Source organism: Castellaniella sp., from assembly GCF_004321985.1.
In the GTDB taxonomy this organism is placed as follows: domain Bacteria; phylum Pseudomonadota; class Gammaproteobacteria; order Burkholderiales; family Burkholderiaceae_B; genus Castellaniella.
Map to the genome: position 1 here is coordinate 52,696 of NZ_SCQN01000058.1, position 15,373 is coordinate 68,068.

At 62.5% G+C, this 15,373-nt stretch carries 24 protein-coding genes; all 24 read right to left on the reverse strand.

Translation table 11 applies throughout. The annotated features are described in order from the left end of the window. Positions 1 to 26: 26 nt before the first annotated feature. Positions 27 to 410: a 50S ribosomal protein L17 gene (gene rplQ / locus EPN31_RS15390; RefSeq protein ID WP_291775084.1), complete on the reverse strand. Its 384-nt coding sequence runs from the start codon at positions 408 to 410 to the stop codon at positions 27 to 29. A gap of 74 nt (positions 411 to 484) precedes the next feature. Then, positions 485 to 1,480 (reverse strand): DNA-directed RNA polymerase subunit alpha, encoded by a 996-nt coding sequence (gene rpoA, locus EPN31_RS15395; RefSeq protein ID WP_291775087.1) that lies wholly within the window; start codon positions 1,478 to 1,480, stop codon positions 485 to 487. Between the two features lie 135 nt (positions 1,481 to 1,615). Then, entirely contained in the window at positions 1,616 to 2,239 is a 624-nt protein-coding gene (rpsD, locus tag EPN31_RS15400; RefSeq protein ID WP_291775090.1) for a 30S ribosomal protein S4, read from the reverse strand. 10 nt (positions 2,240 to 2,249) lie between these two features. Next, positions 2,250 to 2,651: a 30S ribosomal protein S11 gene (gene rpsK, locus EPN31_RS15405; RefSeq protein ID WP_291775092.1), complete on the reverse strand. Its 402-nt coding sequence runs from the start codon at positions 2,649 to 2,651 to the stop codon at positions 2,250 to 2,252. Positions 2,652 to 2,664: 13 nt separating this feature from the next. Next, positions 2,665 to 3,030, reverse strand: a complete 366-nt coding sequence (rpsM, locus tag EPN31_RS15410; RefSeq protein ID WP_291775095.1) for a 30S ribosomal protein S13 — start codon at positions 3,028 to 3,030, stop codon at positions 2,665 to 2,667. Positions 3,031 to 3,063: 33 nt separating this feature from the next. After that, positions 3,064 to 3,177 carry a 50S ribosomal protein L36 gene (rpmJ, locus tag EPN31_RS15415; RefSeq protein ID WP_003805360.1) on the reverse strand — a complete coding sequence of 38 codons (114 nt, stop codon included), beginning with the start codon at positions 3,175 to 3,177 and terminating at the stop codon, positions 3,064 to 3,066. 28 nt (positions 3,178 to 3,205) lie between these two features. Continuing rightward, positions 3,206 to 3,424 carry a translation initiation factor IF-1 gene (gene infA / locus EPN31_RS15420; RefSeq protein WP_043678924.1) on the reverse strand — a complete coding sequence of 73 codons (219 nt, stop codon included), beginning with the start codon at positions 3,422 to 3,424 and terminating at the stop codon, positions 3,206 to 3,208. Between the two features lie 5 nt (positions 3,425 to 3,429). Beyond that, complete coding sequence (gene secY / locus EPN31_RS15425) at positions 3,430 to 4,752, reverse strand: preprotein translocase subunit SecY (protein ID WP_291775259.1); 1,323 nt, start codon at positions 4,750 to 4,752, stop codon at positions 3,430 to 3,432. 12 nt (positions 4,753 to 4,764) lie between these two features. Continuing rightward, positions 4,765 to 5,205, reverse strand: coding sequence for a 50S ribosomal protein L15 (gene rplO / locus EPN31_RS15430; RefSeq protein ID WP_291775262.1), 441 nt, complete (start codon positions 5,203 to 5,205; stop codon positions 4,765 to 4,767). A 14-nt stretch (positions 5,206 to 5,219) separates the two neighbouring features. Continuing rightward, positions 5,220 to 5,408 carry a 50S ribosomal protein L30 gene (rpmD, locus tag EPN31_RS15435; protein WP_291775265.1) on the reverse strand — a complete coding sequence of 63 codons (189 nt, stop codon included), beginning with the start codon at positions 5,406 to 5,408 and terminating at the stop codon, positions 5,220 to 5,222. A gap of 3 nt (positions 5,409 to 5,411) precedes the next feature. Next, entirely contained in the window at positions 5,412 to 5,930 is a 519-nt protein-coding gene (gene rpsE, locus EPN31_RS15440; protein ID WP_291775269.1) for a 30S ribosomal protein S5, read from the reverse strand. Positions 5,931 to 5,939: 9 nt separating this feature from the next. Beyond that, positions 5,940 to 6,305: a 50S ribosomal protein L18 gene (rplR, locus tag EPN31_RS15445; protein ID WP_291775272.1), complete on the reverse strand. Its 366-nt coding sequence runs from the start codon at positions 6,303 to 6,305 to the stop codon at positions 5,940 to 5,942. A gap of 21 nt (positions 6,306 to 6,326) precedes the next feature. Continuing rightward, the gene (rplF, locus tag EPN31_RS15450) at positions 6,327 to 6,860 is read right to left on the reverse strand and encodes a 50S ribosomal protein L6 (protein WP_291775275.1); all 534 of its coding nucleotides are present in this window, start codon (positions 6,858 to 6,860) and stop codon (positions 6,327 to 6,329) included. A gap of 12 nt (positions 6,861 to 6,872) precedes the next feature. Then, positions 6,873 to 7,268, reverse strand: coding sequence for a 30S ribosomal protein S8 (rpsH, locus tag EPN31_RS15455; protein WP_291775279.1), 396 nt, complete (start codon positions 7,266 to 7,268; stop codon positions 6,873 to 6,875). Between the two features lie 11 nt (positions 7,269 to 7,279). Continuing rightward, the gene (gene rpsN, locus EPN31_RS15460) at positions 7,280 to 7,585 is read right to left on the reverse strand and encodes a 30S ribosomal protein S14 (RefSeq protein ID WP_291775282.1); all 306 of its coding nucleotides are present in this window, start codon (positions 7,583 to 7,585) and stop codon (positions 7,280 to 7,282) included. A 9-nt stretch (positions 7,586 to 7,594) separates the two neighbouring features. Then, positions 7,595 to 8,134 (reverse strand): 50S ribosomal protein L5, encoded by a 540-nt coding sequence (gene rplE, locus EPN31_RS15465; protein WP_291775284.1) that lies wholly within the window; start codon positions 8,132 to 8,134, stop codon positions 7,595 to 7,597. Positions 8,135 to 8,146: 12 nt separating this feature from the next. Further along, on the reverse strand, positions 8,147 to 8,467 hold the full coding sequence (rplX, locus tag EPN31_RS15470) for a 50S ribosomal protein L24 (protein ID WP_291775288.1): 321 nt from the start codon (positions 8,465 to 8,467) through the stop codon (positions 8,147 to 8,149). A 10-nt stretch (positions 8,468 to 8,477) separates the two neighbouring features. Beyond that, on the reverse strand, positions 8,478 to 8,846 hold the full coding sequence (rplN, locus tag EPN31_RS15475) for a 50S ribosomal protein L14 (RefSeq protein WP_043678954.1): 369 nt from the start codon (positions 8,844 to 8,846) through the stop codon (positions 8,478 to 8,480). Positions 8,847 to 9,140: 294 nt separating this feature from the next. Then, the gene (locus tag EPN31_RS15480) at positions 9,141 to 10,415 is read right to left on the reverse strand and encodes a M20 family metallo-hydrolase (protein ID WP_291775292.1); all 1,275 of its coding nucleotides are present in this window, start codon (positions 10,413 to 10,415) and stop codon (positions 9,141 to 9,143) included. 21 nt (positions 10,416 to 10,436) lie between these two features. After that, positions 10,437 to 11,732: an amidase gene (locus EPN31_RS15485; RefSeq protein WP_291775295.1), complete on the reverse strand. Its 1,296-nt coding sequence runs from the start codon at positions 11,730 to 11,732 to the stop codon at positions 10,437 to 10,439. Positions 11,733 to 11,739: 7 nt separating this feature from the next. Continuing rightward, positions 11,740 to 12,447, reverse strand: a complete 708-nt coding sequence (locus EPN31_RS15490) for an ABC transporter ATP-binding protein (RefSeq protein WP_291775297.1) — start codon at positions 12,445 to 12,447, stop codon at positions 11,740 to 11,742. Continuing rightward, positions 12,444 to 13,235 carry an ABC transporter ATP-binding protein gene (locus tag EPN31_RS15495; protein WP_291775334.1) on the reverse strand — a complete coding sequence of 264 codons (792 nt, stop codon included), beginning with the start codon at positions 13,233 to 13,235 and terminating at the stop codon, positions 12,444 to 12,446. Before EPN31_RS15495 ends, EPN31_RS15490 begins: the two co-directional genes overlap by 4 nt. After that, complete coding sequence (locus EPN31_RS15500) at positions 13,235 to 14,401, reverse strand: branched-chain amino acid ABC transporter permease (protein WP_291775299.1); 1,167 nt, start codon at positions 14,399 to 14,401, stop codon at positions 13,235 to 13,237. The genes EPN31_RS15495 and EPN31_RS15500 overlap by 1 nt, the downstream gene beginning before the upstream one ends. Position 14,402: 1 nt before the next feature. Beyond that, the gene (locus EPN31_RS15505) at positions 14,403 to 15,332 is read right to left on the reverse strand and encodes a branched-chain amino acid ABC transporter permease (RefSeq protein ID WP_291775300.1); all 930 of its coding nucleotides are present in this window, start codon (positions 15,330 to 15,332) and stop codon (positions 14,403 to 14,405) included. Positions 15,333 to 15,373 lie beyond the last annotated feature (41 nt).

Below are 15,373 nucleotides of genomic sequence, written 5' to 3' on the forward strand. Positions count from 1 at the left end.
TGGTGATCCAGACGGCCTGCGCGGGATCATTCCTCGGCGGCTACCTCGACCTCGGGGCGATCCACCAGTTCCATGAACGCCATGGGTGCGTTGTCGCCCTGGCGGAAGCCCATCTTCAGGATGCGGGTATAGCCGCCATTGCGGGCTTGGTAGCGGGGAGCGACCTCGGTGAACAGCCGGGCCACCGCGTCGCGGTCACGCAGCCGGGCAAATGCCAGGCGGCGATTGGCCAACGTCGGGTTCTTGCCCAACGTGATCAGGGGTTCCACCACGCGGCGCAATTCCTTGGCCTTGGGGAGCGTGGTCTTGATGGCGTCGTGCGTGAGCAGCGAGACAGCCATGTTGCGGAACATGGCGAGCCGGTGGCTGCTGGTGCGGTTGAGTTTGCGAAGGCCGGAACGATGGCGCATTTGGATTTCCTTTGAATCTATGACCCGGATCTTCTATCGCACAAGGCGCGGCCCAGGTGGGGGTTAAAAATTGATTATGGGCGCTCAAGGCCGACGGGCGGCCAGTTTTCGAGCTTCATGCCCAGCGTCAGGCCGCGTGCGGCCAGGACTTCCTTGATCTCGTTGAGCGACTTGCGGCCCAGGTTCGGGGTCTTGAGCAGCTCGTTTTCCGTGCGCTGGATCAGGTCGCCGATGTAGTAGATGTTCTCGGCCTTCAGGCAGTTGGCCGAACGCACGGTCAGTTCCAGGTCGTCCACCGGGCGCAGCAGCACCGGATCGATGGCGGCATCCTGACCCAGCGGCGTGCTGGTGGTGAGCTGGCCTGTGTCCTTGTCCGCCAGCGAGGCAAACACCGAGATCTGGTCCATCAGGATGCGGGCCGACTGCCGGACCGCTTCTTCGGGGCTGATCACGCCATTGGTCTGGACATCCAGCACCAGCTTGTCCAGATCGGTGCGCTGCTCGACGCGGGCGTTTTCCACCGCATAGCTGACGCGATGCACCGGGCTGAAGGAGGCATCCAGCACGATCTGGCCGATCGTGGCGGAATGGTCGTCGACCAGCGCGCGGACGTTGCCGGGAACGTAACCGCGTCCCTGCTCGACCTTGATCTGCATCTCGATGCGGCCGTTGTCGGTCAGGGTGGCAATCAGGTGGTCGGGATTGAGGATTTCCACATCATGCGGCAGCTCGATGTCACCGGCGCGGAACGCGCCCGGACCCTGCTTGTTCACCTGCAGGGTGACTTCGTCGCGGTTATGCAGCTTGAAGACCACGCCCTTCAGATTGAGCAGGATGTCGACCACGTCTTCCCGGACGCCCGGGATGGTGGAGTATTCATGCACGACACCGCTGATCTGGACTTCAGTCGGTGCATAGCCCGTCATGGACGACAGCAGGATGCGACGCAGTGCGTTGCCCAGCGTATGGCCATAACCGCGCTCGAATGGCTCCATGACGACCTTGGCGTGGTTGGCGCCAACGGCCTCGACAGAGATGGTGCGGGGTTTGAGAAAACCTTGTGCAGACATGGAGGAAATTCCTTTTCAATACCCTCGGCTCGTTACACCGATAAGGCTGACGGAAACACGAACCGGCGCAAAGACCGGAACAAGATCACAGCCCACCGGAACCGGTGGGCTGCCAATCGGACAAAAAATGCAAAATCAGCGCGAGTACAGTTCGACGACCATGGACTCGTTGACGTCGTGGGCCACGTCCTGGCGATCAGGGGCCTGCTTGTAGACGCCCGAGAGCTTGGTCGCATCGACTTCGACCCACTGCGGCAGACCGTTGCCGGTCGCCAGTTCGACGGATTCCTTGATGCGGATCTGGCTCTTGGCCCTTTCGCGCACCGCCACCACGTCGCCGGCCTGAACCAGCATCGAGGCGATGTCGGCAGTATGACCGTTCAGTTCGATAGCGCGGTGATTCACGAGCTGGCGCGCCTCGGCACGCGTGGAGCCGAAGCCCATGCGATAGACGACGTTGTCCAGGCGGGACTCCAGCAACTGGATGAGCGTTTCGCCGGTGTTGCCGCGACGGCGCTCGGCTTCCTGGAAGTACCGGCGGAACTGACGTTCCAGCACGCCATACATGCGCTTGAGCTTCTGCTTTTCGCGCAGTTGCAGACCGAAGTCGGAAGTGCGCGAACCCGAAGTGCGGCCATGCTGGCCGGGCTTCGATTCGAGCTTGCATTTGGAGTCCAGCGAGCGCCGGGCGCTCTTCAGGAACAGGTCGGTGCCTTCACGACGCGAAAGCTTGCAGTTGGGTCCGATGTAACGAGCCAAGATGATCCCCTTAGATGCGACGACGCTTGGGCGGGCGGCAGCCGTTATGCGGCACCGGCGTGATGTCCGAAATGCTGGAGATACGGATCCCCAGGGCATTCAGGGCACGAACGGAGGATTCGCGGCCAGGGCCCGGGCCCTTGATGCGGACTTCCAGTGTCTTGATGCCATATTCCTGAGCCACGCGGCCTGCGGATTCGGCAGCCACCTGGGCTGCGAACGGCGTGGACTTGCGCGAACCCTTGAAGCCTGCGCCGCCCGAAGTCGCCCACGACAGAGCGTTGCCCTGACGGTCGGTGATGGTGATGATGGTGTTGTTGAAGGAAGCGTGAACGTGTGCGATACCGTCGGACACGTTCTTCTTGACCTTCTTGCGGACGCGTGCGGCGCCGCTAGCTTGAGCTTTCGCCATGTTCTATCCTTGGTTATTTCTTCAGAGACGCTGCTGCGCGGCGCGGGCCCTTTCGGGTACGCGCATTGGTGCGGGTGCGTTGGCCCCGCACGGGCAAGCCACGCTTGTGGCGCATGCCGCGATAGGTGCCCAGGTCGATCAGGCGCTTGATGGAGAGCTGCACTTCGCGGCGCAGATCACCCTCGACCGAGTAATGATGGACCTCGGCGCGAATCTTCTCGAGTTCGTCGTCGCTCAGGTCCTTGACCTTTTTCGAGTATTCGATGCCGCTCGCATCGCAGATCTTGCGTGCACGCGCACGCCCGATCCCGAAGATGGCGGTCAAGCCAATCTCGGCGTGTTGATGCGGCGGAATATTGATGCCAGCAATACGGGCCATGACTGTTCCTCGTGAAATCCGTGATGCCCGGCCTTAGCCTTGGCGTTGCTTGTGACGCGGGTCGGTGCAGATGACGCGCACCACCCCGTGACGTTTGATGATCTTGCAGTTGCGGCAGATCCGCTTTACCGATGCCATTACCTTCATGGTGATCTCCTGGTTTTCGACCGGCCGCCTATTTGGAGCGGAAAACTATCCTGGCGCGCGACAGATCATAGGGCGTGAGCTCCACTGTGACCTTGTCACCCGGCAGAATCCGGATGTAATGCATACGCATCTTGCCCGAAATGTGGCCCAGCACCATGTGGCCATTTTCAAGTTTGACACGGAACGTTGCGTTGGGAAGGTTCTCGATCACCTCCCCTTGCATCTGAATGACGTCGTCCTTGGACATGATCCTTAGCGCATGGGCAAGCCCGCACCCTTGAAGTTCGCCTTCCGCAGGAGCGAGTCATACTGTTGGGACATCATGTAAGCCTGAGCCTGCGCCATGAAATCCATGGCCACGACCACGATGATGAGCAGTGACGTACCACCGAAGTAGAACGGCACGTTCCAGCGCATCTGCATCAGTTCCGGCAACAGGCAGACCAGCGTGACGTAGATGGCACCCACCAGCGTCAGACGCATCAGAATCTTGTCAATGTAGCGCGACGTCTGCTCGCCGGGACGAATCCCGGGCACGAAGGCGCCGCTCTTTTTCAGGTTGTCCGCCGTCTCGCGGCTGTTGAACACCAGCGCCGTGTAGAAGAAGCAGAAGAAAATGATCAGCCCGGAATACAGCGTCACATACAGCGGCTGCTGCGGCGACAGGGCGGCTGCCAGATCACCCAGCCAGCGCATGTTCGGATCACTGGAGAACCAGCTCGTCACCGTTGCCGGCAGCAGGATGATGGACGACGCGAAGATCGGCGGAATCACCCCGGACATGTTCAGCTTCAGCGGCAGGTGCGAGGACTGGCCGCCATAGAGCTTGTTGCCGACCTGGCGCTTGGCGTAGTTCACGGTGATGCGGCGCTGGCCGCGCTCGACATAGACCACGAAGTACGTCACCGCAAAGACGATCACCAGAATGAACAGGGCCGAGAGCACGGACATGGAGTCGGTCCGCACCAAATCCAGCATCCCGCCCAGCGCACCGGGCAGGCCGGCCACGATCCCGGCGAAGATCAGCAGCGAAATGCCGTTGCCGATGCCGCGTTCGGTGATCTGCTCGCCCAGCCACATGATGAACATGGAGCCGGTCACCAGCGTGACGATGGTGGTCACGCGGAACGTCAGCCCCGGGTCGATCACCAGGCCCGGCTGCGACTGCAGCGCAACCGAGATGCCGACCGCCTGGAACAGCGCCAGGAACACGGTCCCATAGCGCGTGTACTGCGTGATCTTGCGCTGCCCGGACTGGCCTTCTTTCTTGATGGCTTCCAGACTGGGCACCACCACCGCCAGGAGCTGCATGATGATCGCCGCCGAGATGTACGGCATGATCCCCAGCGCAAACACGGAGAAGCGCTCCAGGGCACCGCCCGAGAACATGTTGAACAGCCCCAGGATGCCGCCCTGGTTTTGCCGGAACAGATCCGCCAGTGCATCCGGATTGATGCCTGGCACAGGAATGTGCGTCCCCAGCCGGTAAACGACCAGGGCCATCACCAGAAACAGGACGCGGCGCTTGAGGTCGCCGTATCCTGCGCTGGGCTTATGAGCCTTATCCTTGGCCACTGCTGTTGCCCCTTAAGCCAGCGAACCGCCAGCGGCTTCGATCGCGGCGCGCGCGCCGGCCGTCGCACTGATGCCCTTCAGGGCGACCTTGCGGCTCAGTTCGCCGGTCTTGATGACCTTGACGTAGCGCACCATGTCGCCGACCACGCCGGCCGCCTTCAGGACCTGGACGTCGATCTCTTCGACTGGCAGGGCCTGCAGATCCGACAGGCGGACCTGAGCGTACAGGTGACGGCCCAGCGGCGTGAAGCCGCGCTTGGGCAGGCGGCGCTGCAGCGGCATCTGGCCGCCTTCGAAACCGACCTTGTGGAAGCCACCCGCACGGGACTTCTGGCCCTTGTGGCCACGGCCCGCAGTCTTGCCCAGCCCGGAACCGATGCCACGGCCCACGCGACGGCGCGGACGCTTGGAGCCCTCGGCCGGTGCGAGCGTATTGAGTTGAGTGATAGCCATCTGGATTCCTTTGTTCAGGCTTCCGAAACCGTGACGAGGTAATCCACCTTGCGGATCATCCCACGGACTTCGGGAGTGTCGGTCAGGACACGGCTGCTGTTGACCTTGCCCAGGCCCAAGCCGCGCACGGTGTCGCGGTGCGATTTGAGCGTGCCAATGGTGGAGCGCACGAGCGTGACTTTGATTTGTTTCTGTTCAGCCATGTCTTACCCCAGGATTTCTTCGACGGTCTTGCCGCGCTTGGCCGCAATTTCCGCCGGGGTGGAGCAGGCGCGCAGACCGTTGAGCGTCGCGCGAACCATATTGTAAGGGTTGCTGGAGCCCAGGCTCTTGGCCACCACGTTGCGCACGCCCATGACGTCGAAGATCGCGCGCATCGGGCCGCCGGCGATCACACCGGTACCTTCGGCAGCAGGCGAGATCAGCACGGTGGAGGCGCCATGCTTGCCCACCACGGTGTGATGCAGCGTGCCGTTCTTCAAGGCGACCTTGATCAGGCCACGACGGGCCTGTTCCATGGCCTTTTGCACGGCAACGGGGACTTCGCGAGCCTTGCCCTTGCCCATGCCGATGCGCCCATCGCCATCGCCCACCACGGTCAGCGCGGCAAAGCTCATGGTGCGACCACCCTTGACGACCTTGCTGACGCGGTTGACCGCGATCATCTTTTCGCGCATGCCGTCATCGCGTTCCTGATCGGCGTGCTTGCGTTGTTCTTTAGCCATTTGATTTCCTCAGAACTTCAAGCCGGCTTCACGCGCGGCTTCGGCCAGCGCCTTGACGCGGCCATGATAACGGAAGCCCGAACGGTCGAAGGCGACGAGTTCAATGCCGGCCGCCTTGGCCTTTTCGGCCACGCGCTTGCCGACCAGCGTGGCAGCCGCCGTGTTGCCGCCGTTGGCCTTCTGGCTGGCGAGTTCCTTGCGGACTTCGGGCTCCAGCGTGGAAGCGCTGACGAGCACGCGGTCGCCTTCCGGCGAAATGATGTTGGCGTAAATGTGCAGATTCGTACGATGCACCGACAGGCGATGCACGCGCAGTTCGTGAATCTTGCGGCGGGTCGCCGTAGCACGACGCAAACGGGAAAGTTTTTTATCCATGATTCGTCCTTGCCTGCGCGCTTATTTCTTCTTGGTTTCTTTCAGGATCACGCGCTCGTCCGCATAGCGCACGCCCTTGCCCTTGTAGGGTTCGGGTTCGCGGTAAGCGCGGATCTCGGCGGCCGTCTGACCGACGGCCTGCTTGTCGGAGCCCTTGACCACGATTTCGGTCTGCGACGGGCATTCGATCTTGATCCCTTCGGGAATGTCGTGCAGCACGTCGTGCGAGAAGCCGAGCTGCATTTTCAGTGTCTTGCCCTGGACCTGGGCGCGAAAACCCACGCCCACCAGGTTCAGACGCCGTTCGAAACCGGCGCTGACGCCTGTGACCATGTTATGCACCAGCGCACGCACGGTGCCGGACATGGCGTTGGCCTCGCGGGATTCGTCGGCCGCGACGAAGGTCAGGTGGCCGTCTTCCTGAGAGATGCGCACACGGCCGTCCAGCGCCTGGGTCAACGAACCCAGCGGGCCCTTGACGGCGATCTGTCCGGCGCTGATTGTGGCTTCCACGCCCTTGGGCAGCGCGACCGGGTATTTGGCGATACGTGACATGTGATGACCTCCTTATGCCACGAAGCAGAGCACTTCGCCGCCCACGCCATTGGCGCGGGCCTTGCGGTCCGTCATCACGCCGCGCGGCGTGGAGACGATAGCCACGCCCAGACCGTTCATGACCTGGGGAATCGTGGCGCTGCTCTTGTAGATGCGCAAGCCGGGGCGCGAGACGCGGTCGATGCGCTCGATCACCGGGCGGCCGGCGTAGTATTTCAAGGTGATTTCCAGCTGCGGCTTGGTCTGTTCGCCAGCCACGCGGAAATCTTCGATGTAGCCCTCGTCCTTCAGCACGGCAGCAATGGCTGCCTTCAGCTTGGAGGAGGGCATGGAAACCGACGTCTTGTTGACCATCTGTGCGTTACGCACACGGGTCAGCATATCGGCGATGGGATCGCTCATGCTCATGAATGGTTCTCCTACCAGCTTGCCTTGGTCATGCCGGGGACTTCCCCGCGCATGGCCATCTCACGCAGTTTGTGGCGCGTGAGACCGAATTTGCTGTACACGCCCCGCGAGCGGCCCGTGACCACGCAGCGGTTGCGCTGGCGAGTGGGGTTCGAGTTGCGCGGGAGCTGTTGCAGCGCCAGGCGAGCCTGGTAGCGCTCTTCGTCGGTTTTCGACTGGTCGTCGACGATCGCTTTCAGCGCGGTGCGCTTGGCGGAGAACTTGGCCGCCAGCTTGGAACGCTTGATGTCGCGATTGATGAGGGAAAGTTTTGCCACGTCAGCCCCTTAGTTGCGGAAGGGGAAGCTGAATGCGCTCAAGAGCGCCTTGGCTTCCTCGTCGGTCTTTGCGGTGGTGGTGATGCTGATGTTCATCCCGCGAATGGCATCGATCTTGTCGTACTCGATTTCCGGGAAGATGATCTGTTCTTTCACACCGATGTTGTAGTTGCCGCGGCCGTCGAATGCCCGGCCGGACACACCGCGGAAGTCACGCACGCGCGGCAGCGCCACGGAGACCAGGCGGTCCAGGAATTCATACATGCGCGAGCCGCGCAGGGTGACCATGCAGCCGATCGGGTAGTTCTCGCGGATCTTGAATCCGGCGATAGCCTTGCGGGTGTGCGTGACCACGGGCTTCTGGCCGGCGATCTTGGTCATGTCGCCGACGGCGTTCTCGATGACTTTCTTGTCAGCGACCGCTTCGGAGACGCCCATGTTCAGCGTGATCTTGGTGATGCGGGGCACCTCCATGACCGAATGGTACTGAAACTTCGCCTGCAGGTCAGGAACGACCTTGGAGCGGTAGAGATCTTGTAAACGAGCCATTTATTGCGCCCCTTATGCCTTCGCGCCAACGACGGAGCCGTTGGAGCGGAAAATGCGGACCTTGGCCCCGTCCACGACCTTGACGCCCACGCGGTCGCCCTTGCCGGTCTCGGGGTTGTAGAGCGCTACATTGGAGATGTGGATGGGCAGCGTCTTGTCGACGATCCCGCCCTGGGTACCCGCCATCGGGTTGCCCCGGGCGTGCTTCTTCACGACGTTGATGCCTTCGACCAGGACACGGTCCGTGCCCACCAGGTCCAGCACCGTGCCGCGACGAGTGCGATCGCGGCCTGCGAGAACGACGACTTCGTCGCCTTTGCGGATGTTCTGCATGATCGGTTCCTTACAGGACTTCGGGCGCCAAGGACACGATCTTCATGAACTTTTCGGTGCGCAGTTCGCGCGTGACCGGTCCGAAGATGCGCGTGCCGATGGGCTCGAGCTTGGCGTTGAGCAACACGGCCGCATTCCCGCCAAAGCGGATCAGCGAGCCGTCCTTGCGGCGCACGCCCTTGGCGGTACGCACCACCACGGCGTTGTAGATTTCGCCTTTTTTGACGCGCCCGCGAGGGGCCGCTTCCTTGACGGACACCTTGATGACGTCGCCAATCGCGGCATAACGGCGCTTGGAGCCGCCCAGCACCTTGATGCACATGACGGAACGTGCACCGGTGTTGTCGGCCACGTCCAGCGTGGTCTGCATTTGGATCATGATTTTTCCTGTTCCAACTTAACAACGAAGCCGAGAACACCCATCGGGTTTTCAGCAGCCACGCAGCCAGTTTTGGTCCCGTCAAGCCAGCACAAAATCGCACAGGGCTCTGGGTTGAAATTCCTGCCCGGCAAACCGTAAACGGCCGCGCAAGGCAATGTCGCTATCCAATCGCCGCGTTCAGGCCCGAAATGCCGGACGCAACGAGGCGAAGACGCACACTATACGGCATCGCGCTGGATTTGGCAAACGAAGGCGAGGTCCAATGTGAAAGACTCACAACGATGGCTTCGCTCACAGGGCAAGGGACGCCACAGCATGCGCCAGCGCCCGGACCCCCAATGTCAGAGGCTCGGGAGCTGTGGCTTCCGCCGCGTTGTGACTGATACCGGCGATGCTCGGCACGAAGATCATCGCGGACGGGCAATGCTGCGCCATGTACATGGCATCGTGGAACGCGCCCGAACTCAGGCGAACGGCCGCATCAAACCCGGCTTGCTTGCTCACCTCGTCGCAAGCCTGTGCGACGACCTCGAGTACCGACGCGTGGAAGATGGTGGGCGCCTTGCAGAAAAAGCGATCGAGCGTCGCTTCTCCGCGCCAGTCCCAGGCGGTGACGGTCCGATTCAATATTTCCTCGAACCGATCGAGCGCTGCGTCATCCGGGCAGCGCGCGTCGACCGTAAAGACGACTTTCCCGGCGATCGTGTTGATGGAATTCGGCTCGACGACCCAGCTGCCCATGGTGACGCGCAAGGCGGGATGCACCTGGGCGGCGGCCTCATTCAAGCGTTGCACCATGCCAGTCGCCGCCACGATGGCGTCGGCCCGCCGCTCCATGGGTGTGGTGCCGGCGTGGCTGGCCTGCCCGAGGCACGTGGCGCGGTACCAGCGCACGCCCTGGATGCCCGTCACCACGCCCAACGGCAGCCCCGCTTGCTCGAGTACCGGCCCCTGCTCGATGTGCAGTTCCACGTAGGCGGAAAGCGGCGTCCCCATGGGGCAACGCCGCACGTCGGCCATCTCGGCCAGGGCCTCGTCGAGCGCCTCGCCAAATGTAACCCCATGGCCGTCGGTCGACTTGCGGTACTCCGTCAGGTCTGCGGCGCCCACGAACGCACTCGAGCCCATGGCGCCAGGACCGAAGCGGCAGCCTTCTTCGTTGGTCCAGGCAACGACCTCGACCGGCCGCCGTGTACGGATCCCGGCATCGTTCAGGGCCGCAATGACCTCCAGGCCCGCGATCACGCCATAAGCGCCATCGAGCTTCCCGCCGACCGGCTGTGTGTCGGCATGGCTCCCCGTCAGCACCGGGGGCAACGCCTCCGTGCCCGGTCGCCGGAAAAACAGATTGCCGCAGTCATCGACCGCCACATCACAGCCCAAGGCACGGGCCTGTTCGACCAGGAAGCGGCGCGCCGCACGATCGACGGATGAGAGGGTTTCGCGCGCTACCCCGCCATCAGATCGTCCGCCGAAGCGGGCCAGCTCCGCAATGCGTGACTGGACGCGGTCGTGATCGACCGCACTGGTGGCTTGCCAAGCAATGGCAGCAATTTCCTCGTTCATCTCGTCTTCCCTTGTCATCCCTCAGTGCGACGACAAAAGGTGCTGTTCGAGCGCGTGGGCGGCCGACAACGCCAAGGCGTCACCATACAAAGAACCGACTATCGTCACACCGATCGGCATGCCGGTAGCGCCAACGCCCGTAGGCACATGCACACAGGGGCTTCCCAGCACCGTCCACATGCGGCAGAAGAGCGGGTCGCCCGTCGAATCCAGGCCGACTGGAGCCTCACCCACCGTGCTGGGAGCGAGCACGACGTCAAACGGAGCGAGCACCTCACGCAAGGCAGCGCGCGCCTCGGCTGCAAGGCGGCGCGCCGCGATAGCCGCTTCGCCTGGTGTCCTTGCACCGCCCTCGAGCATCTGAGCGAATGGCGCACTGAATCGGGCGCGATCAGGCACGGGCACCGCCTTGAAGGAAGCCGCCGCCTCGTACGCCATGAGAACCGCCTGTGCCTCGTTGAGCCCCTCAAACAGGGGCGGCAGCACGACATCGGACACCTTGGCGCCCATGCGGGAGAAAGCGTCAGCGCCCGCTGCCATCGCGCGCTCAGTGTCGACGCCTGCCTGCGACCAGTACGGTGTGCGGCATAGTCCCACCCGCAGTCCGTCGATCTCGCGCGGAACCAGCATCCATCCCGTGAGTGCACTGACGAAGCAGGCGGCGTCGTCGACCGTACGCGCCAGCACACCCACCGTATCCAGGCTTTGGGCAAGCGGCCTGACCCCGGCAGTGGAGACCGTGCCAAAGCTCGGCTTGTAGCCGACCACCCCGCAAAAAGCGGCTGGCCGAACGATGGACCCCGCCGTCTGCGTCCCGAATGCCAGCGGCACCATGCCGGCCGCCACGGCGGCCGCCGACCCGCTGGAAGAGCCCCCGGGCGTGTGAACCATGCCGGCCGGGCTGCGTGGATTGCGCGTGACACCCGGCGTATAGCATGCGAACTCCGTGGTGACGGTTTTACCCATCACCACGGCCCCCGCGCTACGTGTCAGGGCCACGCAGGCCGCATCCAGCGCGGGGCGGTGTCCTCGGTAGATCGGCGAGCCGTAGGTAGTGGGCATGTCGGCCGTGTCGATGAGGTCCTTGACCCCCACCGGCACGCCGGCGAGCAGTCCACCACGGGTCGTCGGGCTTGCGTCCAGCGCACGGGCCTGAGCCCGCACGGCATCGGGCTCAAAGTGCTCCCAGGCGCCGATCGCCGCTTTCTCGTGCACCCGGTCGATGAAGGCTTCCACGACCGCCAGCGCACTCAATTCGCCGCTGGCCACGGCGCGCGCCAGCGTGCGAGCCGAAAGCCCTGTTATTTCCGTAGCCATGGCCGTTCTATCCGAAATAGGCCGAACGAACTTCATCGTTCTCGGCCAGTGTCTGCGCCGTGCCATGCGCGACGACGCGCCCTTGTGTGAGCACATAGCCGTAATGCGAGATCGCCAGCGTTTGCCGCGCGTTCTGTTCCACAAGCAATACGGTGATGCCCAATTGGTTGATATGCTTGATCACGTTGAAATTCTCTTTGACGAACAGAGGAGAAAGGCCGAGCGACGGCTCGTCGATGATCAGCAGTTTGGGCTCCGCCATCAGTCCGCGTCCGATCGACACCATGGCCTGCTCACCCCCGGACATGGTACCTGCGAGCTGCGTGGCGCGTTCCGCGAGCCTGGGGAAAATCTCGTATACCTTCCCCAGGCGCTCGCGCAGTATGTGCTCATCCTTCTCCAGAAATCCACCCAGCGCAAGGTTCTCAGCCACCGTCATGCGGGGGAAGACCTTGCGCCCCTCGGGAATGCAGGCAATGCCCTGCGCCACGATGTCGTGCGTTTTCATGCCTGAGAGCTCTCTGCCGCCCCAGAGCAGCGAGCCCGCGCGCGGCGGGGTCAGACCGAAAATGGAACGGATCAACGTTGTCTTGCCGGCCCCGTTCGCACCCAGGATGCAAGTGATCCGCCCCTGCACAACGTCGATCGAGACGTCATGCAGTACGTCCACCGTGTCGTAGCGGGTACAGAGATCGCGAACCACCAAATCGCTCATTGATCATCCTCCCCGCCGAGATACGCAGTTTGTACGATAGGATCGGCGGTGATCTGCGCGTAGGTGCCCTCCGATATTTTCTGCCCGAAGTTCAGCACCACGCACCGATCCGTGATGCGCTCGATCACATTCATCTCGTGTTCGATCAGGATCACGGTGAGGCCCGTCACCTTTTCACGTACCTGGAGAATGTCGCTCATGAGCTCAGCGGTTTCGTCATGCGTCATACCCGCCGAGGGCTCATCGAGCAACAGCAGCGACGGGTCGCCGATCAGCGCCCGGCATACCTCGATACGCCGTCGATCGATCATGGTGAACGTCCCCACGGCTTCGAACAAATGGTCCAGCAGCGCAGGACTGAAAATCTTCAATAATGCACGCACCTTCTCGACATAGCGTTCATACTCTTGCCGGAAAGCCCGCCGCCGCAGCAAATTGAACACAATTCCGCGGTGCATGTTCTGGTAATCGCCGATGACGATGTTGTCGAACACCGTCAGGGAAAGCGACAGCCGCGAGCGTTGAAAGGTGCGCGCCACCCCCATCCGGTAGACTTCCTGTGGCGATTTGCCGACGACTTCCTGGCCATCGAGCGTCACATGTCCGGATGATGCGCGGTAAAGGCCGGTGAGGACGTTGAAGAAGGTGGTCTTGCCCGACCCATTGGGCCCCAACAGCCCGAGGACCTCTCCTTTGAATACCTGCATGTCGAGACGGTCGAGCGCCACCAGGCCGCCAAAGCGCATGGTGAGATCGTGTGCCTGGACGAGTACGCCGTTGTCGTTCATCATGCCTCGACCTGGCGGAAAAACAGGCGCGTGGCGCGTGGGATGAGACCATCGGGCCGGAATAACAGAATGGCGATGACCAACGCGGCGTAGAAAAGAAAGCGGTATTCCTGCATGAATTGGAATTTCTCGGGCAGCACCAGGACGATGACGGCGGCCGGCAGTATGCCCAGGCTGTTGCCAAGCCCCCCGAGAATGACGATGGACACCATGAGCAGGGAGTCGGAGAACGCGAAGTTGTTCGGTGCGACGAACGCCGTCGCCATGGCGTAGACGCTACCCGCCACCCCGGCCATGAAGTTCCCCAGGGTGAACGACAAGGCCTTCCAGCGCGCGATATGCAGCCCGAACGTGGCGGCAGCGGTTTCATCGGTACGCACGACGTCCATGCTCAACCCTATCCACGAGCGCCGCAGTACGTCGATGGCGAGGTAAGACACGGCGCAGATCACCAGCGCGAGCAGCGCATAGCTGGCATAAAACGAGACGTCGGTCCCGAACACGGTGAAGCCATCGTTGAAGTGATAGCCAAAGAGCGTCATGCCCGGAACGTTCAAGCCCTGGGGTCCGCCCAGCGTATCGTTGACCTCGAGGAATGTCTTGAAGAGAATGCCAAATGCGATGGTGACCAGCGCCGTGTAATGGCTGCGCGTGCGCAGCACCGGCAGCACGAGCAGCCCGCCCACGAGTGCGGCCACCACTCCACCCAACCCAATGACGAGCCAGTGGGGCACGCTGGTGTGCGCTGTCATCACAGCGGCGGTGTAACTGCCAATGCCGAAGAAGGCAGCACCGGCGAAGTTCGGTATACCGGTGAAGCCGAATTGCATGTTCAGCCCCAGACAAACCGTGGCGAACAGCAGCACCGTGCACACCATGAGCAGTTGAAAATCGGCATCGTACAAGGCCGCAATCAGGACGACGGCCCCGGCCAGCGCCCACAGCCTGGCCTGTGCAGCATGTGCGTCACCCGCCTGACGGAGGCGCGCGGCAAATCCAGTGCGGTGGGCCGCTGCCACCACGAGGCCCGCAGCCACCAGCAACACCGCCACGCCGACCTGGTTGGTGGTTTGAAGGAATACCCAAAGGTAGGCGACCAGCGCAGCGGTGGTGATCGCGAGCAGGACACCTGCGGCGCGGGTGGAGACGGAGTTGGGGAGAGCCATGTCAGACCCTCTCACTGAATTTTTCGGCGATCAGGCCTGTGGGCCGCCAAGCCATGAGCACGATGACGACGGCAAAGGCGAACACGTCCTTGTAAGCGCTGGCGATGCCGGGCACCAACGCGGGCAGCGCCACACTGCCGAACACCTGCAGGCCCGCGAAGATGAACCCGCCGATGACGGCACCGTACATGCTGCCCAACCCGCCCAGAATGGCGGCCGCAAAACCGATGACGCCCAGCATCAGCCCGACGCTGAAATTGATCTCGTTGTAGTACAGGCCGTTCATGACGCCGGCAAGCGCGGCCAGACCCGAACCCAGCGCGAAGGTGACCAGCACCACCGCTTCGAAATTGATGCCCATGAGACGCGCCGTTTCACTGTCTTGCGCCACGGCGCGGATGGCGCGGCCCAGGCGCGAACGGGTAATGAGCAAATGCACGCACACGATGGACGCCAAGCCAAACAGCAGGAGAATGACGCTGTCGATGCGCAGGTTGAAGCCTCCGAGATTCACCGATCCGGTCGGGAGCAACGCGGGGAAGCGCTTGGGATTGGAGCCGTCAGGATAGAACAGGCGGACCGCCTCGCGCAGCACCGTGCCCAACATCAGCGTGACCAACAGCGTGTTCATTGGATCCGCCTTGCGCAGCGGCAGCACCAAATATTTGGCAACGGCGGCACCCAAGAGTGCCGTGATGCTCACCGCGCACACCAAGACTGCCAGCAACTGCAGCCAAGGTGAGCTGAATCCCAGCGCCAGCACGCCGAACGACGCCGCCAGGCCTGCAAAAGCGCCCACGACCAGCACATCGCCGTGCGAAAAATTGATGACGTCGAGCACGCCGAAAAACAGCGTGAAGCCGACTGCCACCATGGCATAGATCATGCCGAGCATGAGGCCATTGAAAACGTACTGCGCAAGAACAGCCATGATGCTCCCTAACCGGCTGGGCCTGTAGGATTACAGGAATA

Bases quoted from the DNA above. Each gene is read 5' to 3' on its own strand.
- rpsM (WP_291775095.1), bottom strand. From the start codon at position 3,030: ATGGCCCGTATTGCTGGCATCAATATTCCGCCGCATCAACACGCCGAG.
- infA (WP_043678924.1), bottom strand. From the start codon at position 3,424: ATGTCCAAGGACGACGTCATTCAGATGCAAGGGGAGGTGATCGAGAAC.
- rpsK (WP_291775092.1), bottom strand. From the start codon at position 2,651: ATGGCGAAAGCTCAAGCTAGCGGCGCCGCACGCGTCCGCAAGAAGGTC.
- EPN31_RS15505 (WP_291775300.1), bottom strand. From the start codon at position 15,332: ATGGCTGTTCTTGCGCAGTACGTTTTCAATGGCCTCATGCTCGGCATG.
- EPN31_RS15480 (WP_291775292.1), bottom strand. From the start codon at position 10,415: ATGAACGAGGAAATTGCTGCCATTGCTTGGCAAGCCACCAGTGCGGTC.
- EPN31_RS15485 (WP_291775295.1), bottom strand. From the start codon at position 11,732: ATGGCTACGGAAATAACAGGGCTTTCGGCTCGCACGCTGGCGCGCGCC.
- rpsH (WP_291775279.1), bottom strand. From the start codon at position 7,268: ATGAGCATGAGCGATCCCATCGCCGATATGCTGACCCGTGTGCGTAAC.
- rpmD (WP_291775265.1), bottom strand. From the start codon at position 5,408: ATGGCTGAACAGAAACAAATCAAAGTCACGCTCGTGCGCTCCACCATT.
- rpsE (WP_291775269.1), bottom strand. From the start codon at position 5,930: ATGGCTAAAGAACAACGCAAGCACGCCGATCAGGAACGCGATGACGGC.
- rplO (WP_291775262.1), bottom strand. From the start codon at position 5,205: ATGGCTATCACTCAACTCAATACGCTCGCACCGGCCGAGGGCTCCAAG.
- rplF (WP_291775275.1), bottom strand. From the start codon at position 6,860: ATGTCACGTATCGCCAAATACCCGGTCGCGCTGCCCAAGGGCGTGGAA.
- EPN31_RS15495 (WP_291775334.1), bottom strand. From the start codon at position 13,235: ATGAACGACAACGGCGTACTCGTCCAGGCACACGATCTCACCATGCGC.
- rplX (WP_291775288.1), bottom strand. From the start codon at position 8,467: ATGCAGAACATCCGCAAAGGCGACGAAGTCGTCGTTCTCGCAGGCCGC.
- rpmJ (WP_003805360.1), bottom strand. From the start codon at position 3,177: ATGAAGGTAATGGCATCGGTAAAGCGGATCTGCCGCAACTGCAAGATC.
- EPN31_RS15490 (WP_291775297.1), bottom strand. From the start codon at position 12,447: ATGAGCGATTTGGTGGTTCGCGATCTCTGTACCCGCTACGACACGGTG.
- rplR (WP_291775272.1), bottom strand. From the start codon at position 6,305: ATGGATAAAAAACTTTCCCGTTTGCGTCGTGCTACGGCGACCCGCCGC.
- rplN (WP_043678954.1), bottom strand. From the start codon at position 8,846: ATGATCCAAATGCAGACCACGCTGGACGTGGCCGACAACACCGGTGCA.
- EPN31_RS15500 (WP_291775299.1), bottom strand. From the start codon at position 14,401: ATGGCTCTCCCCAACTCCGTCTCCACCCGCGCCGCAGGTGTCCTGCTC.
- rplQ (WP_291775084.1), bottom strand. From the start codon at position 410: ATGCGCCATCGTTCCGGCCTTCGCAAACTCAACCGCACCAGCAGCCAC.
- rpoA (WP_291775087.1), bottom strand. From the start codon at position 1,480: ATGTCTGCACAAGGTTTTCTCAAACCCCGCACCATCTCTGTCGAGGCC.
- rplE (WP_291775284.1), bottom strand. From the start codon at position 8,134: ATGGCTCGTTTACAAGATCTCTACCGCTCCAAGGTCGTTCCTGACCTG.